The sequence below is a fragment of the Pelagicoccus enzymogenes genome (genome assembly GCF_014803405.1).
Taxonomy (GTDB): domain Bacteria; phylum Verrucomicrobiota; class Verrucomicrobiia; order Opitutales; family Opitutaceae; genus Pelagicoccus; species Pelagicoccus enzymogenes.
The window spans coordinates 16,641-39,211 of record NZ_JACYFG010000040.1 but is presented as its reverse complement, the minus strand read 5'-3'; the positions used below and the strand labels follow the sequence as shown (position 1 = coordinate 39,211).

Below are 22,571 nucleotides of genomic sequence, written 5' to 3'. Positions count from 1 at the left end.
GCGTGTCGGCCCTTCGTTTTGCTTTCTCGTGCGAAAACGTCCCCTGAATCCTATGAAATCTGCGCTTAGCTTACCCAAACGGTTCGTCTCTTGGACGACTTTCTTAGTTGCCGGCCTGGCTCCTGTTTTCCTTTTTGCGGAAACGACATTCAGCGACGGGCAGGTGGCCTTGGGCGATGTCGCCGCTTTGCCGAAGATTTCGGTCGAAGGGAACCGCTTCGTGGATCCGGATGGGGAAACGGTGATCTTGCGGGGCGTGGCGACGGTGGATCCTGCGGAGCTGGAACGAAGGGGACAGTGGGACCGCTCCTATTTCGAGGCGGCGGCCTCGTGGAACGCGAACGTGGTTCGGGTGGCGGTGCATCCGCTTTGGTGGCGGCAGATGGGCAAGGACTGGTACCTGCAGGCTCTGGACGACGCGGTGCGCTGGAGCGGCGAGCTGGGCATGTACGTGATCATCGATTGGCACACCATCGGGAACCCGCTGACGGAAGTATTCCATCGCGACATCTACGAGACTTCGCGGGGCGAGACCTTTCGCTTCTGGTACACCATCGCCCAGCGCTATGCGGGCAACAGCACGGTGGCCTGCTACGAGCTTTGGAACGAGCCGACCAACCGCGGCGGCAAGATGGGGCGGCTGCCGTGGTCCGAGTACAAGGAGTACATCGAGGAGCTGATTTCCATGATCCGGGCCATCGACGAAACGTCTATTCCCCTGGTGGCCGGCTTCAATTGGGGCTACGACTTGTCGATGGCCAAGAACGACCCGATCGACTTTCCCGGCGTGGCCTATGTTTCCCATCCGTACCCGCAAAAGCGTCCGGCCCCTTGGATAGAGCATTGGGAGCGGGATTGGGGCTTCATGGCGGATCGCTTCCCCATGGTTTGCACGGAATTCGGCTTCATGTCTGAAGATGGACCGGGCGCCCATGTGCCGGTGATTGGGGACGAGGTTTACGGCGAAGCCTTGATCGGTTACTTCGAGGAAAAGGGGATCTCTTGGACCGCTTGGGTTTTCGACTACCGCTGGTCGCCCCAACTGTATTCGGACGAGGACTACACGCCCACGCGGCAAGGGGCATTCTTCAAAAAGAAGATGGAAGAGCTGAATCGGTGACGGGTTCAGCGTGTGGGAGCGTGCTTGTCACGCGATGGGTTACGGTTCGAATCACGGCACAAGGCCGCTTCCCACGGAAGGTTGCTTTACGGGGAGACGATGCTGCGGAGAATAGTGCGCAGGTAGGCGTTGTTTTCCTCGGTTTGCGACTGACGGGTGGTGAGCATGGCTGAGCCTTCGACCATGCATTGCAGGGCGTAGAAGCGTCGGTTCATTTCTTCGTCCGAAATGCTGGTTCCGGATTTCTTGGCGATGAGGGCCATCCACTTTTTGAACTCCTCGCGGTAGGTGGAGTCGGCGCGGGTCAAGGCGGCATGGATGTCGGGGTCGCGGGACGCTTCGGAGCACATCTCGATGAAGAGGATCGGGTTGATCTTGGAGCTCCCTTCTTTTCCCCATTCCTGGATGAGTTCCAAAAGCTTGTTGATATAGGCTTCGGCGGTGTCGGAGTCTTCGGTGAGCGAATGGCGCTGGGAGAGTTGGCGTTCGATGATGGCGAGGATGATGGCGCTCTTGCTCTTGAAGTAGCGGTAGGCGAGGCCTTGGCTGATGCCGGCGGTCTCGGCCACGCGGGCCATGCTGGCGGCGTGGAAGCCGTGCTGGATGAAGCAGGCTTCCGCGGCGTCGAGGATGCGGTTGCGCTGGGCCTCGGCGTGCTCAGGGGATCGGGGACTATCTTTCTCGGAGGATTTCATGACTCTTCATTCCAGCCGCCTCCGAGGGCTTTGTACAAAGCGATGCGGTTGCTTTGCTCGCTGAGGAGAGACTGGACGAGGGATTGTCGGGCACTGTAGAGGGTGCGTTGGGCGTCGAGCAAGGTCAGATAACTGTCGCGGCCCGCTTGGTAGCGTTCCTGGGAGAGGCTTTGCGTTTCGCTGGCGGCCTCCACCAGCTCCTCGACGGCTTGGCGGCGTTGGGCTAGGGTGGAGCTGAGAGCGAGGGCGTCGGATACCTCCTTGAAGCTGGCTTGGATGGTCTTTTCGTAGTCGGCGAGGGTGATATCGCGGGCGAGTGCGGCGGTGTCGCGGTTGGCCTTCAGCCTGCCGGCTTGGAAAATGGGTAGGTTGACTTGCGGCATGAAGCTCCAGACGCCGGTGTTGTCTCCAAATAGTTCCGACAGCTCGCCGCTGGCGCTCCCTACCGAACCCGTCAGCGTGATGCGCGGGAAGAAGGCTGCCCGAGCGGCGGCGAGGTTGGCTTGGGCAGCAGCGAGCTCATGCTCTTTTTGCTGGAGGTCGGGGCGCTGGAAAAGGGTTTCCGAGGGCAGTCCAGCGGGCAGCGGGGCCAATCCGCTGAGCTGCGGATCGAAGCGTTCGGGCAGGAGTTCGGCTTCCAGCGGCCCACCGACCAGCAGGGCGAGGGCGGAGCGGTCTTGGGCGATTTGACCCTCGTAGAAGGCGAGTTCCGCCTTGGCGCTGGCCAGGAGAGTACGGACTTGGCTGAGCTCCAGGTTGGATACGCTGCCGAGCTCGTTGCCGCGGCGTGAGATTTCCAGTTGCTCCTGGTAGCTTTGCAAGGTGGCGGTGGCGATGCGTTGGAGCTCGAGGTCGGCGGAAAGCGTCAGGTAGGCGTTGGCGACCTCGGCTACGAGGCTGAGCTGGACGCTGCGCTGAGCTTGCTCGGTAGCGAAGTATTGCTGGAGGGCGTTTTCGCTAAGGCTTTTGACGCGGCCGAAGAGGTCGATCTCGTACTGGGCCAGACCAAGGTCGGCTTGGTAGCGTTCCACTTCGGTGACCGAGTCGCCGCCGGAGCGGGTCAGGCTGGCGTTGGCGTTGACGGAGGGGAGCCGATCCGATTTTTGGATACGGTAGACGGCCCGGGCTCGATCAACGTTGAGGGTAGCGATTCGCAGGTCGCGGTTATTGGCGATGGCCCGTTCGATCAAGGTTTCGAGACGCGGGTCCACGAAGAAATTGCGCCAGCCGATATCGGTCGCTGCAAGCGTGCCGAAGGCGTTTTCTGCCTGCTCGACTGGCGTTGAGTTTGTTATGCCGGTTGGCCACGAGTCCCCGATGTTGGCATCGGGCTCGGGAATCGGAGTCTGGAGCGAAGCGCAGCCAGCGAGGCTGAAGGCTGCGGCGACGGCAGGTAGGAGAGTGTTAAGCTTACGCATGGCTCTGGTGTCCTTTCTTGCGGATGAAGAGGCGTTCGATCAGGAAAAAGAAGAGGGGGACGAAGAAGATTCCCAGGAAGGTGCCGACCAGCATGCCGCCGAGTACGCCGGTGCCGATGGCTTGCTGGGCCCCGGACCCGGCGCCGCTAGCAATGGCGAGCGGAACGACGCCGAGGCCGAAGGCGAGAGAGGTCATGAGAATCGGGCGCAGACGGTCCTTAACTGCGTGCAAGGTCGCTTCCATAAGCTTCATCCCGTTCTCCAAGTTGATCTTGGCGAACTCGACGATAAGGATGGCGTTCTTGCTGGTCAGACCGACGGTGGTGAGCATGGCGACCTGGAAATAGACGTCGCGCTCGAAGCCGCGTAACATATTTGCCAATACGGCTCCCACGATGCCCAGCGGTGCGGCGAGCAGCACGGCGGTCGGAATGGACCAGCTCTCATAGAGGGCGGCGAGGGCGAGAAATACCATGAGCAGCGAGAGCGCGTACAATAGGGTGGTCTGATTGCCTGCTTGGCGTTCTTGATAGGAGGAAGCGGTCCACTCGATGCCGAAACCGTCGGGCAACTGCTCGACCAGCTTCTCAATTTCCAGCATGGCGTCGCCGGAGCTAGTGCCGCTGGCTCCTTCGCCTTGTATTTGAACGGCAGATACGCCGTTGTAGCGTTCCAACCGTGGCGAACCGTAGTCCCACTCGGTGGTACCGAAAGCGGAGAAAGGAACCATCTCGCCTTGGTTGTTGGGCACGGACCACTTTTCGAAGTCCTCTGGTTGCATCCGGTATTCCGCTTCCGACTGAAGATAGACGCGCTTGACGCGGCCGCGGTCGATGAAGTCGTCGATATAGAGTCCACCCCAGGCCACGCCCAAGGTGGTATTGATGTCTCGTATGGAGAGGCCGTGGGCGGCAGCCTTGGCGTTGTCGATAAGCACCTTCAACTGGGGGGCGTCTTCCAGTCCGTTGGGACGTACGCGGGTAAGCTTCGGGTTTTGGGCGGCGAGGCCGAGTAGTTGGTTGCGAGCGGCGATAAGGGCTTCGTGCCCTTGGCTGCCGTTGTCCTTCAGGTAGAAGGTGAAGCCAGCGGAGTTGCCGAGCTCCGTGATCGGCGGCGGAGCAAAGGCAAAGATGGTGGCGCCTTCGATCTTGCTGAAAGCGGCGTTAGCTCGGTTGGCCAAGGCTTGGGCGCTTTGCTCTGGATTTGGCCGTTCGCTCCAGTCGGTCATGCTGATGAAGGCCATGCCGTTTGCTTGGCCAGAGCCGGCGAAGCTGAAGCCTTGCACCGTAAAGGCGTCGGAGATGACTCCTGCTTCTTCGTTGAGCAAGTAGTCTTCGACCTGTTCGATGACCTCCATGGTGTGTTCTTTGGTCGCGCCTACTGGGCCGATGATTTGGGCGTAGATGGAGCCTTGGTCCTCGTTCGGAAGGAAGCCGGTCGGGAGCTTCAGGAAGAGCAAGACCATGAGGCCGACGATGACGAGGAAGGCGGCGAAGAAGCTCTTGCGAAATCCGATGATGCCTTTGACGACGCTTTGGTAGCGGTCGTTGGCGCGGTCGAAGGTACGGTTGAACCAGCCGAAGAATCCTGTATCCTTAATGTGGTGACCTTTTTGGATCGGCTTCAGCATGGTGGCGCAGAGGGCGGGCGTGAAGACGATGGCGACGATCACGGAAAGGGTCATCGCCGATACGATGGTGATGGAGAACTGCTGGTAGATCACTCCGGTGGCGCCGCCGAGGAAGGCCATTGGCACGAAGACGGCGGAGAGCACGACACCGATGCCTACGAGGGCTCCGGTGATCTGGTCCATCGACTTGCGAGCGGCTTCCTTGGGGCTGAGCCCTTCCTCGCTCATGAGGCGTTCCACGTTTTCCACGACCACGATGGCGTCGTCCACGAGGAGGCCGATGGCGAGGACCATGGCGAACATAGTAAGCATGTTTATCGAAAATCCGAATACAGCCAATACGCCGAAGGTTCCCAGCAATACGACGGGAATGGCGATGGTGGGAATGAGGGTCGCTCGCCAGTTTTGCAGGAAGAGGAACATGACGATGAAGACCAGCACTACGGCCTCCAGCAAGGTAGTTACCACGCCTTGGATGGCCACTTCCACGAAGGGCGTATTGTCGAAGGGGATTTCCGCTTTCAGTCCTTCGGGCAGGAAGGGGGCGATCTCGTCGAGCAGCTCCTTGACCGCTGCTGCGGTTTCGAGGGCGTTGGCTCCGGAGGCGAGGGTGACGGCCATGCCGCCCGCCATTTGCCCGTTGTAGTGCGTTTCCAATCCGTATTGCTCTGAGCCCAGCTCGACGCGGGCGACTTCTCCGAGTCGGAGCAGCGAGCCGTCCGGGTTGCTGCGAATCACGATATCGGAAAATTCCTCGGCGGTTTGCAGGCGGCCTCGCGTGTTGATGGTGAAGTTGATTTGCTGGCCTTCTTCTGCGGGAGCCCCACCGACTTGCCCGATGGATACTTGCTGGTTTTGGCCTTGAACGGCGGATGTGATGTCGGAGACGGAGAGCTGGTAGGAGTGCAGCGTATTGGGATCGAGCCAGATGCGCATGGCGTATTGTCCTCCGAATACACGCGTGCCGCCGACTCCGTCCACGCGAGCGATTTGGTCAGCCACGTTGGCTACCAGGTAGTCGGCGATATCGACGCGGCCCATGCTGCCGTCCTCCGATACGAAACCGATGACCATGAGGAAGCCTTCGCCCGATTTGGATACGGTGACGCCTTGCTGCTGCACTTGACTGGGCAGCAGGGCGGTGGCCGACTGGATCTTGTTCTGCACCTGGACTTGAGCGAGGTCAGGATCCGTACCGGTGGCGAAGGTGGCAGTGATTTGCGAGGCGCCCGAGGAGTCGGAAGTGGCGGAGAGGTAGATGAGTCCGTCGAGGCCGGTGAGGCTTTGCTCGATGATCTGGGTCACGGAATTTTCCACGACCTGAGCGGAGGCTCCCGGGTAGACGGCAGTGATGGCGACCGATGGCGGGGCCACGGTCGGATAGCGGGAGATGGGCAGCTGCGTCATGCTGAGAGCTCCCGCGATCATGATGGAAAGGGCGATCACCCATGAGAAGATGGGTCGGTCTATGAAGAATCGTGCCATGGCTATGGTGCGTTAAAAGATGATTTGGCGAGGCCTTGCTTAGGGCTGGGCGTTTTCTGTGGCGCTGATTTGGACCTTGGATCCGGGGATGGCCTTTTGTAGTCCAACGGTCACTACACGGTCGCCCGCAGAGAGTCCGCTCTCCACCACCCAGCGGTTGCCGACGGCTTGGCCGAGCGTGACCTTGCGCGTTTCCACGGTGCCGTCCTGAGCCACGACTTTTACGGAAGTGCTGCCGTCGAAGGTACGGGCGACCGCCTTTTGCGGCACGAGGATACCGTTCTGGCGCAGGCCCTCGCCTACCCGTCCTCGCAGGTACATGCCCGGGAGGATGAGGTGGTCGGGATTGGGAACCTCCACCCGCAAGGTGAAGCTGCCGGTGCTCGGGTCCACGGTGGTTTCGGAGAAGGCGATTTTTCCCGGATGCTCGTAGGGAGTTCCGTTTTCGAGCAGGATTTGCACGGGCAGGTCGACGGCTTGCAAGTCGCCGCTGGAGAGGGCCCGGCGGAGCTGGATCAGCTCGTTGCTGGACTGGGTGAAGTCGACGTAGACGGGGTCGAGTTGCTGGACGGTGGCGAGGGCGGCGCTCTGGTTAGCGGTGACGAGGGCGCCCTTGGTGACGGCGGAACGTCCGATTTGGCCGCTGATCGGAGAGGTGATGCGGCTGTAGGCGAGAGTGATTCGAGAGCTTTCCAAGCTGGCGGCGGCAAGCTTGGCTTGGGCTTCGGCCTGTTGCAGCTTGGATTGAGAATTGTCGTACTCTTGGGCGCTGATGGCTTTGGCGGCGAACAGTTCGGAGCTGCGCTTGGCTTCGGTGCGGGCCAGGGCGAGGGCGGCCTGGGCGTTTTGCAGGGTGGCCTCGGCGATGTTGGTATTGGCCCGGTACATGGCGTCGTCCAGCTGGTAGAGCGCTTGGCCCGCCTCCACGGTTCCGCCCTCCTGGAAGAGGCGCTCCGCTACGATGCCGTTCACCTGAGGCCGTACTTCGGCCACGAGGTAGGGGACCGCTCGTCCCGGAAGCTCCCGCTGAAGGGTAACCGGCTCAGTCTGGATGGCGGCCACCGTGACGGTGGGAGCCGGACCGGCCTGGGGCGCTGCCTGCTCTTGGCTGCAGCCTACGAGGATTGCGGAAATTAGAAGGATGGGAGCGCTTCGCTGGAATAGAGGTTTCATGGCTTCGTTTTTTTTTGTGAGTGAATGGTCATTCATTTTTCTCTAGTCAACCAAAAATGAACGTTCATTCATTGCAGTTGCACGATTGGGCAGGGGGATGCGACTGCAGGGGTGGGCTGATTCAGTGAGCCGGCGGGGCCCCTGTCTTCAGCTTTGCCGTTGGCGGGGCAAGGCCGCTTTCCACAGGGGAGCTTCAGCCGCTGACTTCGCGGAGTCGCCAGGCGGCGAGGGACGCTCCCACGGAAATGAGTCCGAGCACGCCGATAGTGCCGCTAGGACCGAGGAATTGGGCGAGGAAGCCTAGGCTGCCCATCACCAGCAGGGCGATACCGATGAGCGTGTTGCCGACGGCGACGTATCCTGACTTGTCGCCGCTCACCATGTCGACGAGGTAGGCTTTGCGTCCGAGCCGCACTCCGGCGTAGAAGACGCTGACGACGAAAAAGAGGAAGCCTTGGGCGATGGAGGATTCGAGCCAACGGCTGTCGCCGAAATGCTGTACGACGGCGATGCCGATGCCGAAAATCCCGCAAGCGAGGGAAGCGAGGGACATCGTCATGCGGCTGGAGAGGTCGGCGAAACGTCCCCAGATCGGTCCGCCGATACTGCCGGCGATACCTCCCGCTACGATGAGCCAGCCGAGGGTGCTGGCAGTGTCGTTGCCCTCTTTCGCCATGAGGGCGTAGAAAGGAGGCGCCAAGGCGACGCTTAGCAGGAGAGCCCGCACGATAAGGTAGCGGCGGAAGTCCGGGTCGTCGGTGAGCAAGCCGATGTTTTCGCGAATCGCGGCGATAGGGCTGCGGGCGCCTTCGGTCGCTCCTGGCTCCTCGACGATGCGGGAAAAGCAATAGACGGACAGGAACCAGAGCAGTCCGGCTGCGAGGAGTAGAATGAAAGGCAGCGAATCGCCGCCGTCCTCCAAGGCGAAGGTAAGCCAGAGACCGACGAAGAGTACGAGGGCGCTGGAGAGTCCGGCGCTGTAGCCCATGAGTGTGCCTCTCCGTTTCTTGGATACGGTTTTCCCGATGACGTCTTTGGCGGAAACGGAGCAGATGCCGCGGCCGAGACTGTAGGCGAGCAGAAGAAAGAGGGTGACGTATCCAGCGAGGGTGCTGCCGAGGAAGGGCGTGATGCTTCCGATGAGCAAAAGGCAAAGCCCAGAAAAGGCTGCTCCCGCGAGCCACGCTTCTTTTCGCTTTTCCTTGCGTCTCAAGTATTCGGATACGAAGAGCTGAGGGATGAGAACTCCTGCTTCTCGCAGGGGGACGATGAAGCCTACCAGGCCGATGGGCGCTCCGAGAGAGCTGAAGAGCCAAGGCAACACGAGCCGGGCGCTGCTCAGTTCGTCGGCCAATTTGCTGATGACGTTTGAGGCAAGGTAAGCGAAGTAGTTTCGCGGCAGGTGCTTGCAGGCGGCTTCGGGGATGTCCTTGCAAAGGCGGGTTTCTTCCTCGCCGTTGACGCGGTCGTAGAGTTCTCCCAAGGAATTGCTTGGCATGTCGTCGGTGTGCGGGGTGGCGTTTCTAGCTTCGATCTTCGGGCTGTTCGTTTGCTGGCTTCATCGCTTCGAGCTTGGCGGTATAGTTAAGAAGGTTTTCCAAATGGGTGAGCGGAACGCTTGGTCCAATGTATTCACCGTTTTGATACGAATGGTAGAGAAGCCTGCCGTGGCGGTCGGTGACGACCAAGCAGGGGATGCCGTTTCCGGCGTATCTGGAAACTCTCGAGTTTGACTTTTTGGAGTACTTGACGCCAACCCAAGGCATTTGGTCTTCCTCCATGTAGCGCTGCATCATCTTTTCGCTGGTGTCGCTGCTCACGAAAACGACTTCAAAGTTGTCGTGACCCAAGAGGCGCATGGCTTTGTAGAAGGCCCTCAGTTTCGGGGTGAAGCGGCGACAGGGCCCGCACCAGTGGGCGGAGTAGTAGAAGGCGTAGAATTCCGGTTCGGCTTTGTCTTCGAAAGCGTAGGCTTCGAGCTTGCCGTCCTTGTTGGTCACTAGGCTTTTGACGAGGAACTGGGTGAGCTTGGAGTCGCTGTCTTTCGCCGCGACCGGTGGATCTCCAGCGGCGGCAATTCGCGTCTTGATCCACTCCAGAGCGACTTTCTGGCTCTCCGGCGCGAGTCCGTGATAGTTGATGAACTGGGTTGCCCCCGGCTTTTTTTCCAAGAACACGATGCCGTTGTAGACGCCGATGAGATCGGCTTTGATGGTTTCCCCGTCGAGCGTTTCGAAATCGTACTTTTGGGCTGAGAGCAGGGAAGTTAAGCCGATGGCCAACGAGAGCGCGAGGGCCCGTTGCAGGGAGTTGGGGATTTGCATACGAGGGAGTGTGGGCGATGGAGGGGGGCGAAGCGGGGTCAGCTTGCTGCGAGTTGAGCGGCGGCGTTGCGCAGCAGCTCGAGTTGCATGGAGTCGGTGACCCCTTTCTCGCTGTCGAAGGCGTCGTAGAAGCTGGCGAGGCTGAAGCTAGCCTTCAAGTCGGCCCCCATACGCGGGAAGGTTTCCTTGGCGGTCGCGAGCACGGTGGCGCCGCCGCGTCCGCCGGGGGAGGTGGAGAGCAGCAGCATGGGCTTGCCGGCCCACACTTTGTTTTCGGCGCGGGAAGCCCAGTCGTAGAGATTTTTGAAGGCAGCGCTGTAGGAGCCGTTGTGTTCGGCGAGGGAAACGACGAGAGCGTCGTGCGACTTGATTTCCGCGAGAAATGCCTTTGCGGCGGCTGGGATACCGTTGGCTTCCTCTTCGTCGGAGCTGTAGATGGGAAGGTCATAATCGCTCAGGTCGAGGTCCGTGATGCTTGCGTTTGGGATCAAGCCTGCGGCGTAGCGAGCGAATTGGCGATTGATGGAAGTCGAGCTGGTAGAGGCTCCGAATGAGAGGATTTTCATAACGTTTCGTTCGTTTTGCTGGATTCTGTGGTGTCAGGTTTGGAACTGTTTCGATAGTGCACAGCTTAAGGGGCGGTAGCAAGTTCCTTGCGAATGGCGGGGGCAACTTCAGTGCCGAGCAGTTCGATGGCTTTCATGAGTTTTGCGTGCGGCAAGGAGGCGACTGACATTTGGAAGCTGAATCGATCGATTCCTCCGAGCTCCTGATTTTGGCGTAGTACTTTTTCGACTACGGTTTCTGGAGAGCCTACGTGCAGGGCCCCGGTGGGGCCTAAGAGGGCGTCGAACTGGGAGCGAGTGACGGGAGGCCAACCACGCTCCTTGCCGATGGCGGTGAAGGCTTGAGCGTATCCAGGAAAGAAATCGTCAGCGGCCTCGCTATCGGTTTCAGCGGCGTAGCCAAGGCAGTGCAGACCGACCTTGAGCGTTGCCGGATCGTGTCCGGCATCTTTGCCGGCTTGACGGTAGAGGTCAATGAGCGGACGGAAGCGATGGGGCTCGCCTCCGATGATGGCGACCATGAGCGGCAGTCCTAGTCGTCCGGCGCGGGCGAATGACTGGGGGGTGCCGCCTACCCCGAGCCAAACGGGAAGAGGGGCTTGCAGGGGACGAGGGAATACGCCCTGGCCGGTGAGGGCGGGGCGGTGTTTGCCGTTCCAGTTGACGTAAATGTTGTCGCGAAGTTCGAGAAGCAAGGCGAGCTTCTCGATGAAGAGCTCGTCGTAGTCTTCGAGATCGAGACCGAAAAGGGGAAAGGATTCGATGAAGGATCCCCGTCCCACCACCATCTCGGCCCGGCCTTGCGAGACGAGGTCGAGAGTGGCGAACTGTTGGAAGACGCGTACGGGATCTGCGGCGCTGAGAACGGTAACGGCGCTGGTGAGCGTAATGTTTTGGGTGCGGGCTGCGGCGGCAGATAGAAGTACGGCGGGCGCGGAGTCGAGGTACTCTTCGCGGTGGTGTTCGCCGATCCCGAACACGTCCAGTCCTACTTGGTCGGCGAGCTCGATCTCTTCCAAGAGATCCGCTACGCGTTGGCGAGGGCTCACGGTTTTGCCGGTCTGGGGATCGGCGTCCGTGGCTACGAAGCTGTCTATTCCGATTTGCATTTCGTTGAGGCGTCAAGGCCTACAACGAATGGATGGGGCGGGTTGTTGCGATGCGGGAGGGGCTTGCGCCGCACCGCGGTGCAGGATTACACAGACGCGGCGTGTCGCCTTTCGTCAGGGCTCAAGGTTTGGAACGAGCGACAGCCCTACAGGAGAAGGGGATCCTGCAATGCGGCCGCTTGCTAAAGCACAGCGCTACTTAGGTGGCGGAGCTTGTCGGGGTTGCGCTGCATGTAGAGGGTTTGGATCTTTCCGTCTTGTATTTCGATACTGAATACGGAGGAAAGGAAGCCGTCGGTGTAGACGAGGGCGGCGGGCTGCTGGTTGAGCTGGGTGAAGCGCACGGTGTTTTGTTGGCCGCTTTTTTGGGCTTTGCGGGCGAGGCCGACATGCAGGCGGACGATGAGTTCGCGGCTGCGCAGGGGCTTGCGAACGGCCTTGGCTTTGGCGCCGCCGTCGGAGTAGAGGATGGCGTCGGCGGCGAGGAGTTGCTCGAGGGTTTGGGCGTCGCCTTGGGAGGCGGCTTGCAGGAATGCGGCGAGCAGGCGTTGATGGGAATTTGGGTCGACGGGGGATTTGGCGGGGCGTTGGGAACGGATGGACTTGCGGGCTCGGGAGGCGAGCTGGCGGCAGGTGGCGGGTTCTTTTTGCAGGATGTCGGCGACGGCCTTGAAGGAGTAGTCGAAGACGTCGTGCAGGATGAAGGCGGCGCGTTCGCTAGGGCTGAGCCGTTCCATGGCGTGGAGAAGGGCGAGCGTAATTGAATCGTCGATACTGGCGGCTTCGGCTGGAGTTTCGTCGGTCGTGAGCAGGGGTTCGGGAAGCCAAGGGCCGACGTAGCTTTCGCGGCGTCGCTGGGCGGACTTGAGCCGGTCGAGGGAGAGCCGGCTCGCTACCGTATGCAACCAGGCGAGGGGCTCGCGAATGGTGGAGCGAACCGACTCCGCGAGCCTGTGCCATTTGACCAAGGTTTCTTGGGCGATGTCTTGGGCGTCGGCCCAGCTGCCCAACATTCGGTAGGCGAGGCCTTCCAAATTGGATCGATGGGCCTCGATGGTGGCGTCGTAGGAGTCGGCTGGCATGGTCAAACTTCAAGCGTTACAAGCGAGCAGGATTGATAGTAGCCGGTTGCTCGTTTGACCACGGGAAAAACTTGGGCGGCGGCGATGGCGAGGGCGAGCTCGCTCATGGCTGCGGGGCCAAGTTCCCAGCTTAGCTCGGTGCGGAGGGATTCGCAATCGGGCTGGTTGGCGAGACAGGCGCGGGTGAAGTCGCGGGTTCGCGCTAGCAGTTCGGATAGCTCGCCCTTATCGAAAACGAGGGCTCTGATGAGAGCATCGGAAACTCCGGCTTCCTGAGCCATGCGCACTGCGAGCTGGAGGCAGGGGCCGCAATCGGCGATGCGGTAAGCGGTGAGCTTGGCGGCGAAGTAGACTTCGAGCGGGGCGTGCTCCCGGTGCCCTGCCATGGGGACGAAGCCATTGAAAACCTCGAGTGCCTCGGGGGCGTGTTCGAGCATGGCTTTCATATAGGTGGCGTCGTAGCCGTAGGCGGCCTCGAAGGCTTCTATTTGGCTGAGAGCCGCCTGTTTGGGATCGGTGGTTTGTGTGGTTTCAGTTGTCATCACTGAGGATGACGAGATGGGGAACGCGGATGTGACAGGGAGGGGCCGTTTTTTTGGTTCAGCACCAAAGACCGTGGAAATTGCTGGCTATGTATTCGGTCCAACTGTGGGAAGCGGCCTTGTGCCGCGATTGGGCAGGATCGATCGTGCCACAAGGGCACTTCCCACTGTGAAATCAGGATCCACTCAAAAGGGGATGAACCTTTTTTTGAGGGGAAATTGCATTGCTGCGGACCGGGTAGTGCCGAGCGTTGCGGCACGTTAACCGGTTCCTCCAGGATGAGCAAAATGGAGGGGCGACCTCCGTGTCGTCCGTGCTTCAGCAGTAACTTGAGTCTGCTGCGGGATGGGCAATAAAGCCCGCGCCCTACGGGATCTTGCAATGCGGTCGCGGGCTGAAGCACCGCGCTACGAGCTTGGATCCAAGCGGTAGATGGCGCCGACGCGAGGGGACTGCTGGGTGAGCAGGACGTAGAGGTAGCCGTCGGGGCCGCTGTAGACGTCGCGGATGCGTCCTTGATCTTTGAATACGATTTCGTCGGCCACAACTTTATCGCCCTCGATGGTGAGGCGATGCAGCTCTTGGGAGGCCATGCCGGAGACGAAGAGGTTGTTTTTCCAAGCCGGGAATTTGTCGCCGGTATAGAACTCTGAACCGCAAATGGCGATGGAGGGAGTCCAGTAGTGCTTGGGTTGCTCCATGCCTTCTTTGGCGGTGATGCCGGTGATAGGGCTGCCGTTGTAGTTCATTCCGTAGGTGATGACCGGCCAACCGTAGTTTTTGCCTGGCTGTACGAGGTTGACTTCGTCGCCCCCGCGAGGGCCGTGCTCGACTTCCCAGAGTTGTCCGGTTTCGGGGTGGGTGGCGAGGCCTTGTGGATTGCGGTGTCCGTAAGACCAGATGGTGGGCAAGGCGCCGGGAGTGTTGGCGAAGGGATTGTCGGCGGGTATACGTCCGTCGTCGTGAAGGCGATGGATCTTGCCGTTCGGGCGGTCGAGGTCTTGGGCTTGGTCTTGCTGGCCGCGATCGCCGATGCCGAAGAAGAGGTAGCCGTCTTGGAAGACGATACGAGTGCCGAAGTGGTGACCGCGGCTGGTGTGGAACTTGGGGTCGGCGGAGTAGATTTGCTGATGGTCGGTCCAGGCTCCGTCGACGATGCGGCCGCGGGCGATGGCGGTGTTTCCGGTTTCGCCGCCATCGAGCGACTCCGAGTAGCCGAGGTAGACCCAGCCGTTTTTATCGTAGTCTGGATGGATGCGCACTTCCATAAGCCCGCCTTGGCCTTGGGCCCGCACTGCTGGGATTCCCTCGATGGCGGTACGTTTTCCGTCTTGGAAGTGCCAGAGCGTTCCGTCGCGTTGAGTGACGAGCAGTGAATTGTCGGGGAGGAATTCCATTCCCCAAAGGATGCCGTCGCCTTCGCCGACTTTCTCGAGGGTGAAAGAGTGCTTTTCCGAAGTGAAGATGCCGTTCTTCGGCTTGAAGGCGTCTTCGGGGAGGTCGGCCCGGGCGGCGATTTGGCCTTGCTCGCGAATGTAGATGACGAGGGCGCGGATTTGCTCGTCCGAGAGAGAGTGCTTCCAAGGGATCATCTCCGTGTCGGGAATGCCTTCGGCGATGACGCGGGCGAGGTCGGCGTCGCTGCTGCCGTGGGCCCAGACGTCGTCGACGAGGGAACTGCCTTGTCCGCCGCGCAGGTTTTCGCCGTGGCAGGTGGCGCAGTAGGTCTTGAAGAGTTCGCTGACATCGCCGGAACCGATGCGGTTTTGGGCGTCAAGCGAAGCTGCGAGCGTGGCGAGGGGGAGGAGGAGTAAGGGGGCGTTCAACTTCATTGGTGTAGGCAAGTGAGTGTTGTGAGGTTTCAACCAATTGCCAGACGAATGGCTGGTGGGAACTCATGCAAACTTGTCTAACCGTTGAGCGGGCGGGAGGCTCGAGGGGTATCAGGAGAGAGGGGAACGCTTGGCTGCTCGAGCGTGCCTCTAAGTGGAGGGCGCTAGCGGTTGGCGGCGGAAGAGGAAGCGGTGGTCTTTTCCGGGTGGTCGCGCAGTTTCACGTCGACGCGGCAAATGTGGTTGGAGAGCCAGTTCTCGAGTTTCTCGAAGAGTTGTTGGGCCCATTGCTGGGAATAGCCGTTATGGCGGTAGGCTTCGACGTTCCGGGTGAGGAAGGCCTTGAAGGCGACGTGCTCGGAGCGGTTCTTTTGGGCGACGGGACAGCGCCGCTTGAGCATGCAGGCTTCCTCGTAGCGGAAGTGGTTCTGGATGTAGGTTTCCAGGAAACTGAGCAAATGGTCGACCTCCCTCGTATCGACGTCCGCTTGCTGAGCTATCGTTTCGAGCTTGTTGGCGAAGCGAAAGATCTGCTGGTGCTGTTCGTCGATATGGGGGTCATTGGTAGCGAAATTCTTTCTCCATTCGATAGCCATGAACGTCCTCCGGAACGGATGAAGTCTCGCCTGACCTGGCGTGGCTGGCAATGGGAGGATGGGATTTGGGAGGAAGTATTAGAGGGGGTTGTGGGGGGCGTTAGGGAGAGTTGATACGCGAGGTGCGCAAATAAAACATAACGTTGCGCTTTTTTTGTGTAGCTGGGGTGGTAGGCAGGGCTGCAATGCGGACGGCGTGGAAGCCCGCACCTTGCGGAAGCCTGCAATGCGGACGGCGTGGAAGCCGTCCCTCCAGATTGGGAGCAAAACAGCCCGGCTGCTTTCGCGGCCGGGCTGTTGGATTTGGGGTGGGTAAGGGTTTATCGGGTTGGAATCGCGTGCAAGCACGCTCCTACACTTAGCCGTAGGCGGCGCCGGTCTCGACGTCGATGACGCGGTAGTTCTCGACGTGGAAGTTGGGGTCGGCTCGGAAGGTGAGCTGGGCGTTGTAGTCTTTCTCGAGGCTGATGAGCAGGTCAGCGTCCTCTTCGCGCAGGCGGTCGATGATGGACGGGTTGACCAGGATGCGTAGCTTGATGGGCTTCTCGAGGTCGGGAGTGCGGTTGCGAGCGCGGCGGATGATGCCGGAGAGCTTGCGTTGCAGTTCCACGGAGACGGTGGTGCCGGATTTGACGATGCCCTTGCCGCGGCAGTAGGGGCAGTCGGTGTAGAGGCCGGAGGAGACGGACTCCTGCATGCGCTGGCGGGTCATTTGCATGATGCCGAGCGGCGAGATGGGCAGGATGTGGGTCTTGGCCTTGTCGTGCGACATGGCGTCCCTCATGCGGGAGAGGATGGCGTTGCGGTGGCGGCGCTGCTTCATGTCGATGAAGTCGATGATGATGAGGCCGCCGATGTTGCGCAGGCGAATCTGGCGGGCGACTTCTTCGGCCGCTTCGCAGTTCACCTGGAAGATGGTGTCGTTCTCGTTGCCCTTATTCTTGTGGGAGCCGGTGTTGACGTCGATGGCGATGAGGGCCTCGGTCTCTTCGATGACGATGGCGCCTCCGGAGGGGAGGGGAACCTGTCGCTGGAAGGTTTGCTCGATCTGCTTCTCGATGTTGTAGCGCTCGAAGATGGGGATGGAATCCTGGTAGAGCTGGATCTTGGAGGTGGATCGCTTGGAGATCTGGGCGACGGTCTCGGAGATGCGCTCGTGGTCCTCGGCGTTGTCGATGAGCACGCGGTCGATGTCTTCGGTGAGGAAGTCGCGCACGGTGCGCTCGGCGAGGTCTGGCTCCTTGTAGAGGCAGGCTGGGGCCCGGGCGGAGTCCATTTTCTTTTGGATCTTTTCCCAGGTCTGCAGCAGGATGTGCAGGTCGCGCACGAAGTAGCGGGCCTTTTTGCCTTCGCCGGCGGTGCGCACGATGATGCCCATGCCTTCCGGGATGGTGAGGTCGCGGATGATTTTCTTAAGGCGGGCCCGTTCCTTGTTGTCCTCGATCTTACGGGAGATGCCGCACTGGTCGGAGTTGGGAACGAGTACGATGAAGCGTCCGGGAATGGAAAGGTTGGTAGTGGAGCGAGGCCCCTTGGTGCCGATCGGTCCCTTGGTGATCTGGATGACGATCTCGGTGCCGATGGGGTAGTGGTTGGGGATCTCCTTGAGAGGGATCTTGGCCTGTTTCTTCTTTTTCTTGGAGGAGTTGACGCGGACGACCTCGATGGAGGAGTCGGCTTCCTGGGGCTGGATGTCCCAGTAGTGCAGGAAGGCGTTCTTGGGCATGCCGATGTCGACGAAGGCGGCTTTGAGGCCGGGGTCGAGGTTTTTGATGCGGCCTTTGAAGATGCCGCCGACGATGCGCTGGGCGGAGTGCCGGCGCTCGATGTCGAACTTGTCGAGGATGCCGTCGACGAGGGAGCCGACTCGGATTTCGAGTGGCTCGGAGTTGATGATGAGTTCGCGGTAGGGCTTTTTCTCGCCCTTGAACTTCTCGATGATCTTGGTCATGAGCGGCCGTTTCTTGGCTCGCTGGTTCGCTTCCGCTCTGAGCTTATCCTGGTCGACACGGGTGCCGGTTTGGGGCTTGGGTGGGTTACGAAGCTCTTCGTCTAGTTTGTTGGCTTGGTCTGATGCTTGGTTTTGTGGTGTTTCTTTTTCGCTCATTTGGGCGCGTTTCCTGTGTTTCTGCAGGGGGCGTCCTGAATGGGGAGCGGCGGCGGTTTCTGTTCCTGATTGGATGGTATTTCTCGAAGGCGTTGGGCGCGTCGGCTGTTTAGGGCAGACTTAGAAATCCTTTCGATAGCGATAGACGCTTTGAACCAGTCCCAGGAGGATGCAGCAGCTCACCATGAAGGTGCCTCCATGACTTAAGAAGGGGAGCGGCAATCCTGTGATCGGCATCAGGCCAATAGTCATAGCGATGTTCACGAAGACGTGTACGGAGAACAGGGCGACGACGCCGAGCACCAGCAAGGTACCGAAGCGGTCCTTTGCTTGGCCGGCGATGCGCAGGCTGTTTGCTAGAATTATTCCGAAGAGGCTGATCACGACTGCGCTTCCAATAAAGCCGGCTTCTTCCGCGATGACGGAGAAGATGAAGTCGTTATGGGCTACCGACCGGGGCAGGTAGCCGAGTTGGGCCTGGGAGCCCTGCTTGACGCCTTTGCCAAACAGGCCGCCCGAGGCGACTGAAATGATGGATTGTTCCCGATTCCAGCCGGTGCCACGGGGGTCGGCCTTGTCGGGGTTTACGAAGGTTAAAATGCGGTTGCGTTGGTAGTCTTTGAGGGGGAACCAGGTGGTTTCCTGGTAGCGGCCATTGACGTTTTGAGGGTCGATGCCGTTTTCGTCTAAAAATTTAACGTAGTTGTGGTTATCGATTAAAATGGCTCCCACCAAGGCCACGAAGAGAACGATGGCGGTGGTGAAAAAACGTTTGGAAAGGTTGGAGGCGTAGAGTTGGGCGAACACGAAAATGGGGATGACCAAGGAGGACCCGAGGTCAGGCTGAGCCAAGATCAATAGAAACGGCACCAAAATCGCAAGCGCCATTTTAGCAAGCACTTGGACGGAATCCTTGATGTCGCCGACTTCCGATCGGGTGAGGATGCTGGCGCTGATGACGATGCCCGCCAGCTTGGCGATTTCGACGGGTTGGAAGGTGTAGAATCCGAGGTTGAGCCAACGCTCCGCCCCGTAGCGGGAAACGCCGAGGGGGCTCCACTTGACCATGACGAGCATCACCACTGCCAGCAGCCAGATCCAGTGGCTGTACTTCATGAAGAGGGCGTAGTTGGTCAGGGAGACGCCCGTGTAGAGGCTCATGCCGATGAAGAGCCAAGCGATTTGGCTGAACCACTCGCTGCCGCCGCGCGCGGACTGGGCGCTGTATATGAACAGGATGCCGATGCAGGCGAGCAACAGCATGCAGATCGGATTGATCAGGTCGACCCGTGGATGGTGATGCTTGTTGGACGATGGGAGCAAGGCGGAAGGGAATGGTGAGTAGCGAGGAGATTGCGGTGAATCGGACTGGCGTAGCCGGGTCTGTCCTCTGCGGCTCCGAGATTGGTATTGGGCCGGCGGAAATGGGAAGGAAAAAGAGTGGCGAGGGCGGGGATTTGTTTTCTATCTAAAAGGCTTGGAAGCGAAGGATCTAGAAAAGGTGCGCGTCGATCGCTGGCTTTGGGCGGCGCGAGTGTTCAAGACGCGGGGCGATGCGGCGGAGGCTTGCAAGGGGGGCAAGGTGGAAATCGGCGGCGAAAACGTGAAGCCTTCGCGTCCGGTGCGGGTAGGCGAGACGATCGAGGTCATGAAGGACGGCGTCCTGCGCGAGTACCGCGTGGTCGGGCTCTTGCTCAAGCGGGTGGGAGCCAAGGTGGTGGCCAATTTCGTGGAGGACCTCACGCCGCCGGAGCGTTTGGAGGTGAGGAGGGAGACGCTGGCTCAAACGGTGCTCAAGCGAGCGGCTGGAACGGGCCGGCCGACCAAGCGGGAGCGCCGGGATATGGATCGCCTGTTCGGTGATTGATGACCGCATTGCGATTGGGGCGCTGGGCTGGCGGAAGGTGGCGCGACCGCTCCGCGGGCGCGTGGAGCGAAAGATGACGTCCACGGAACGGACGTCCCACCATCTCGTCAGGTAGTCTACGCCTCTCCCATTTTTGGCATTGGATTTCTGATGGGGCGTTCTAGGTTGCCTCACATGGACGAGGAACCGAAGGAACCGAGCAAGGTTCGTACAATCTATTTGCCGGTCGCGGTAGCGACTGGGTTTTCCGTGGTTTTGTGGTTTGGCATGCCTGAGCTGGGACCGCTTGCGGTTGGGTCGGCTTGGATCGGCACGGTCCTCTTCATGAGCCTATGGGGAGCCTTTTACTCGTGAGCGAAGCGGATTTGGAAGTCTTGTTCAACGAGACTCTGGCGGCTCGCCGCCGGGTTTACGAAGCGGCGGGCGCGACGCCCTTGGAAAAGCTGGAGCTCGGCACCGACGAGGAAGTCTACGTAAAGCGGGAGGATACCTCGCCCATCCACGCCTATAAATGGCGGGGGGCCTACAACCGCATGAAGCTGCTGAGCGATGAAGAGCGGGAGCGGGGCGTCGTTTGCGCCTCGGCTGGCAATCATGCCCAGGGCGTTGCCCTGGCGGCCCGCAAGCTGGGAACGACGGCCACGATCTACATGCCGCGCTCGACTCCGCTGATGAAGCAGGAGGCGGTGAAGTCTATCGGCGGCGCGGCAGTGAAGGTGATTCTGGAAGGGGACGCCTACGATGCGGCCTCCGCTGCGGCCAAGGCTCTGGCTGCGGAAACGGGCCAGACCTTCGTGCACCCCTACGACGACATGGCGGTGATCGCGGGCCAGGGAACCATGGCCGACGAGATCGTGATGGCGGGAGTTGGAGCCTTTGACGTGGTCTACCTTCAGATCGGTGGCGGCGGCATGGCCGCGGGGGTGGCCTGCTGGCTCAAGCGCTACTATCCGGAGATCGAGGTCGTGGGAGTGGAGGGCGTGGATCAGGCGTCGATGGCGGCCGCGGTGAAAAACGGCAGTCCCGTGACGCTCGATTACTTGGACGTTTTTTGCGACGGCACCGCGGTCAAGCGAGCGGGCGATTTGACGAGCCAGTTTTGCGCGAAGCTGATGGACCGATTCGTGACGGTGACGAATGCCGAGGTGTGCGCCGCAGTGCAGCTGCTATGGGAGCGCTTGCGGGCGATCCCGGAACCGGCGGGGGCCATGGGCCTAGCGGCTTGGATGAAGGAGCGGGAGCGCTGTCGCGGCAAGCGAGTGCTGACCATCATGTGCGGCGGCAACATGGACTTCGGGCAGCTGTCCTGGATCGTTCGCCACGCGGGGATCGGCTCGGCTCATCGCAAGTACTATCGCTTTGAGATCGAGGAACGACCGGGCGCTTTGCTTTCGCTTTTGGAGACTTTTCCGGAGGGGGTGAACATCGTGGAGTTTCAGCACGGTGCAGTACAGGGGCGTTCCGCTAAGCCGGTGATCGGGGTAGACGCCATGCCGCAGGTGTTGGCCTTGTTCGAGCAAAGCCTGCAGGGGCTAGGGATTCCCTACGAGGACGCGACCGGCCAGGAAGACGTGGAGTTTCGCATCATCCACTACGATGCCTCGATGCTGGTGAGGCCGCTTTTCATCCGCATCGAGTTTCCGGAGCGCCCGGGAGCCTTGAAGGAGTTCTTGGGCAACAACTGCCAAGATGCCAGTATCGTCTACTTCAATTACAACTACACCGGCGAGCGAGTGGGGCGGGCCCTGATCGGTTTCGACTTCGCCAACGAGGCGGCTCGCTCAGCGTTTTGCGAGGCTGTGCTGGAACGTGACACAGTGCTGCGCTACGCGAAGGAAATCTCGGCGGATGCCCTGAGGCGAATCGTGTAAAGGATTGCCGATCGCGAAAGCGGGATCGTCGATCGGGGGATAGGTCGGCTGAGCTTTAAAAATGCCTTTGTGAGGGTTTCCCTGATAGGGGTTGTTTTGCTGTTAAGTATTTCGTAATCAAGCGATTGTGTTTTTGGTAGGAACGAGGCCTTGCGTTGATCCCTTAGATTGCGAGGGATCTACGCCGCAAAGTGTAAAGAATCCTGAAAAATGGCGGTTAAAGGAATGTAAAAGCCGGTAGTTAACACGCCTTTTACGAAATCGTTGAGCGCTGCTCCTCATGTGCCCTAGAGGAATGGCACAATGGGCCCCTATCACCCCTATCAGGGGGAAGCTGAGAGATAAGTTATTGAAGGTGAGTTGCTTGCTGAGGGAGTTTTTTTGAGCGATTGTTTTCTCATCCAGCAGATCCCACTGCGAAACCCAAACAACATCATCATGAAATCTAAACTATTCATCTCGCTATTTGCGGTCGCGGCCTCGCTTTCGTCCTTCGCGGGTAGTGCATCCGCAATCACCTTAAAGGAAGCGCAGTACCGTCACATCATTTTTCAAAACGAGACGCTGAGTCTCAATGATCTGGAAGCCCGAGGCGTCTTCAATCTCGTCACCGGCGGCAATGGCATCAAGGGCGACAATGACGCCTACAACAGAGACGGTTACAACGTGGGCACGGATGTTTCTGAAGCTATTGTTGGCTTTATCTTCCGCGATTTCGTGGGAGATGCCCAAGTGGCGGTGAACAGAGCTGAATTCAACATTGGGTCTTACCTCAACAACCTCGTTGTTGGCGGTCCGGTGTTCTCCACAACTGGTGACGCAGTCGAGCCGGATCTAGGCTTGTTCGAGATATCCTTCCAGACTTCTGACTTTGCGACTCTCAAAGCTCAGCTTGAGGTCGATATCGAAACGGACGGAATGGTAAGCTGGGTAGTCCGACTGGACGAGACCTACTTGGATCAAAACACTTCGGTGAAACTTGCGACTGCCTACCTCGGAGCGAACGTTGTTCCAGATGCTGGCGCGACCGCTGGCATGCTGGGTCTTTCTATCGCAGGCCTTCTCGTGTTTGCTCGCCGTTCCCGTTTGCGTTAACTCGCCTCTTTACTTTCAAACAAAAAAGCATGCCTTTGAAGGCATGCTTTTTTTGTCG

19 protein-coding genes are annotated in these 22,571 nt (G+C 59.8%); 5 read left to right on the top strand and 14 right to left on the bottom strand.

Annotated elements, in window-relative coordinates; genetic code table 11:
- Positions 1-52: 52 nt before the first annotated feature.
- Positions 53-1,120 (top strand): glycoside hydrolase family 5 protein, encoded by a 1,068-nt coding sequence (locus tag IEN85_RS16575; protein WP_191618221.1) that lies wholly within the window; start codon positions 53-55, stop codon positions 1,118-1,120.
- A gap of 86 nt (positions 1,121-1,206) precedes the next feature.
- On the opposite strand, the gene IEN85_RS16570 is transcribed toward IEN85_RS16575, so the two are convergent.
- The 14 genes from IEN85_RS16570 to rodA all read right to left on the bottom strand — a co-directional run bounded on the left by IEN85_RS16570 (position 1,207) and on the right by rodA (position 19,003).
- Positions 1,207-1,815 (bottom strand): TetR/AcrR family transcriptional regulator, encoded by a 609-nt coding sequence (locus IEN85_RS16570; RefSeq protein ID WP_191618220.1) that lies wholly within the window; start codon positions 1,813-1,815, stop codon positions 1,207-1,209.
- Positions 1,812-3,233, bottom strand: coding sequence for an efflux transporter outer membrane subunit (locus tag IEN85_RS16565; RefSeq protein ID WP_191618219.1), 1,422 nt, complete (start codon positions 3,231-3,233; stop codon positions 1,812-1,814). The genes IEN85_RS16570 and IEN85_RS16565 overlap by 4 nt, the downstream gene beginning before the upstream one ends.
- Entirely contained in the window at positions 3,226-6,348 is a 3,123-nt protein-coding gene (locus tag IEN85_RS16560) for an efflux RND transporter permease subunit (protein ID WP_191618218.1), read from the bottom strand. The genes IEN85_RS16565 and IEN85_RS16560 overlap by 8 nt, the downstream gene beginning before the upstream one ends.
- 39 nt (positions 6,349-6,387) lie before the next feature.
- Positions 6,388-7,521: an efflux RND transporter periplasmic adaptor subunit gene (locus IEN85_RS16555; RefSeq protein WP_191618217.1), complete on the bottom strand. Its 1,134-nt coding sequence runs from the start codon at positions 7,519-7,521 to the stop codon at positions 6,388-6,390.
- 193 nt (positions 7,522-7,714) lie between these two features.
- Entirely contained in the window at positions 7,715-9,019 is a 1,305-nt protein-coding gene (locus IEN85_RS16550) for an MFS transporter (protein ID WP_191618216.1), read from the bottom strand.
- A 25-nt stretch (positions 9,020-9,044) separates the two neighbouring features.
- Positions 9,045-9,845, bottom strand: a complete 801-nt coding sequence (locus tag IEN85_RS16545; protein WP_191618215.1) for a thioredoxin-like domain-containing protein — start codon at positions 9,843-9,845, stop codon at positions 9,045-9,047.
- Positions 9,846-9,883: 38 nt separating this feature from the next.
- Positions 9,884-10,411: an NADPH-dependent FMN reductase gene (locus IEN85_RS16540; RefSeq protein WP_191618214.1), complete on the bottom strand. Its 528-nt coding sequence runs from the start codon at positions 10,409-10,411 to the stop codon at positions 9,884-9,886.
- A 65-nt stretch (positions 10,412-10,476) separates the two neighbouring features.
- Positions 10,477-11,520, bottom strand: a complete 1,044-nt coding sequence (locus IEN85_RS16535) for an LLM class flavin-dependent oxidoreductase (RefSeq protein ID WP_191618213.1) — start codon at positions 11,518-11,520, stop codon at positions 10,477-10,479.
- Between the two features lie 182 nt (positions 11,521-11,702).
- On the bottom strand, positions 11,703-12,602 hold the full coding sequence (gene sigJ / locus IEN85_RS16530; RefSeq protein WP_191618212.1) for an RNA polymerase sigma factor SigJ: 900 nt from the start codon (positions 12,600-12,602) through the stop codon (positions 11,703-11,705).
- 2 nt (positions 12,603-12,604) lie between these two features.
- Positions 12,605-13,144, bottom strand: coding sequence for a hypothetical protein (locus tag IEN85_RS16525; RefSeq protein ID WP_191618211.1), 540 nt, complete (start codon positions 13,142-13,144; stop codon positions 12,605-12,607).
- Between the two features lie 408 nt (positions 13,145-13,552).
- Positions 13,553-14,977, bottom strand: coding sequence for a PQQ-dependent sugar dehydrogenase (locus tag IEN85_RS16520; protein ID WP_191618210.1), 1,425 nt, complete (start codon positions 14,975-14,977; stop codon positions 13,553-13,555).
- 164 nt (positions 14,978-15,141) lie between these two features.
- Entirely contained in the window at positions 15,142-15,573 is a 432-nt protein-coding gene (locus tag IEN85_RS16515) for a bacteriohemerythrin (RefSeq protein ID WP_191618209.1), read from the bottom strand.
- Between the two features lie 358 nt (positions 15,574-15,931).
- Positions 15,932-17,680, bottom strand: coding sequence for an Rne/Rng family ribonuclease (locus tag IEN85_RS16510; RefSeq protein ID WP_191618208.1), 1,749 nt, complete (start codon positions 17,678-17,680; stop codon positions 15,932-15,934).
- 120 nt (positions 17,681-17,800) lie between these two features.
- Positions 17,801-19,003 (bottom strand): rod shape-determining protein RodA, encoded by a 1,203-nt coding sequence (gene rodA, locus IEN85_RS16505; RefSeq protein ID WP_224772687.1) that lies wholly within the window; start codon positions 19,001-19,003, stop codon positions 17,801-17,803.
- A 154-nt stretch (positions 19,004-19,157) separates the two neighbouring features.
- Here rodA and IEN85_RS16500 point away from each other — a divergent pair, with 154 nt between their 5' ends.
- The 4 genes from IEN85_RS16500 (at position 19,158) to IEN85_RS16485 (ending at position 22,513) form a co-directional block, all read left to right on the top strand.
- Complete coding sequence (locus IEN85_RS16500) at positions 19,158-19,547, top strand: RNA-binding S4 domain-containing protein (RefSeq protein WP_224772686.1); 390 nt, start codon at positions 19,158-19,160, stop codon at positions 19,545-19,547.
- A gap of 174 nt (positions 19,548-19,721) precedes the next feature.
- Positions 19,722-19,901 (top strand): hypothetical protein, encoded by a 180-nt coding sequence (locus IEN85_RS16495; protein ID WP_191618207.1) that lies wholly within the window; start codon positions 19,722-19,724, stop codon positions 19,899-19,901.
- Positions 19,880-21,418: a pyridoxal-phosphate dependent enzyme gene (locus IEN85_RS16490; protein WP_191618206.1), complete on the top strand. Its 1,539-nt coding sequence runs from the start codon at positions 19,880-19,882 to the stop codon at positions 21,416-21,418. The genes IEN85_RS16495 and IEN85_RS16490 overlap by 22 nt, the downstream gene beginning before the upstream one ends.
- Before the next feature lie 438 nt (positions 21,419-21,856).
- The gene (locus tag IEN85_RS16485; protein WP_191618205.1) at positions 21,857-22,513 is read left to right on the top strand and encodes a VPDSG-CTERM sorting domain-containing protein; all 657 of its coding nucleotides are present in this window, start codon (positions 21,857-21,859) and stop codon (positions 22,511-22,513) included.
- Positions 22,514-22,571: the final 58 nt, after the last annotated feature.

Excerpts from the sequence above, each read along its gene's own strand:
- IEN85_RS16575 (WP_191618221.1), top strand. The coding sequence starts at position 53 with ATGAAATCTGCGCTTAGCTTACCCAAACGGTTCGTCTCTTGGACGACT.
- IEN85_RS16570 (WP_191618220.1), bottom strand. The coding sequence starts at position 1,815 with ATGAAATCCTCCGAGAAAGATAGTCCCCGATCCCCTGAGCACGCCGAG.
- IEN85_RS16565 (WP_191618219.1), bottom strand. The coding sequence starts at position 3,233 with ATGCGTAAGCTTAACACTCTCCTACCTGCCGTCGCCGCAGCCTTCAGC.
- IEN85_RS16560 (WP_191618218.1), bottom strand. The coding sequence starts at position 6,348 with ATGGCACGATTCTTCATAGACCGACCCATCTTCTCATGGGTGATCGCC.
- IEN85_RS16555 (WP_191618217.1), bottom strand. The coding sequence starts at position 7,521 with ATGAAACCTCTATTCCAGCGAAGCGCTCCCATCCTTCTAATTTCCGCA.
- IEN85_RS16550 (WP_191618216.1), bottom strand. The coding sequence starts at position 9,019 with ATGCCAAGCAATTCCTTGGGAGAACTCTACGACCGCGTCAACGGCGAG.
- IEN85_RS16545 (WP_191618215.1), bottom strand. The coding sequence starts at position 9,845 with ATGCAAATCCCCAACTCCCTGCAACGGGCCCTCGCGCTCTCGTTGGCC.
- IEN85_RS16540 (WP_191618214.1), bottom strand. The coding sequence starts at position 10,411 with ATGAAAATCCTCTCATTCGGAGCCTCTACCAGCTCGACTTCCATCAAT.
- IEN85_RS16535 (WP_191618213.1), bottom strand. The coding sequence starts at position 11,520 with ATGCAAATCGGAATAGACAGCTTCGTAGCCACGGACGCCGATCCCCAG.
- sigJ (WP_191618212.1), bottom strand. The coding sequence starts at position 12,602 with ATGCCAGCCGACTCCTACGACGCCACCATCGAGGCCCATCGATCCAAT.
- IEN85_RS16525 (WP_191618211.1), bottom strand. The coding sequence starts at position 13,144 with ATGACAACTGAAACCACACAAACCACCGATCCCAAACAGGCGGCTCTC.
- IEN85_RS16520 (WP_191618210.1), bottom strand. The coding sequence starts at position 14,977 with ATGAAGTTGAACGCCCCCTTACTCCTCCTCCCCCTCGCCACGCTCGCA.
- IEN85_RS16515 (WP_191618209.1), bottom strand. The coding sequence starts at position 15,573 with ATGGCTATCGAATGGAGAAAGAATTTCGCTACCAATGACCCCCATATC.
- IEN85_RS16510 (WP_191618208.1), bottom strand. The coding sequence starts at position 17,680 with ATGAGCGAAAAAGAAACACCACAAAACCAAGCATCAGACCAAGCCAAC.
- IEN85_RS16495 (WP_191618207.1), top strand. The coding sequence starts at position 19,722 with ATGGACGAGGAACCGAAGGAACCGAGCAAGGTTCGTACAATCTATTTG.
- IEN85_RS16490 (WP_191618206.1), top strand. The coding sequence starts at position 19,880 with ATGGGGAGCCTTTTACTCGTGAGCGAAGCGGATTTGGAAGTCTTGTTC.
- IEN85_RS16485 (WP_191618205.1), top strand. The coding sequence starts at position 21,857 with ATGAAATCTAAACTATTCATCTCGCTATTTGCGGTCGCGGCCTCGCTT.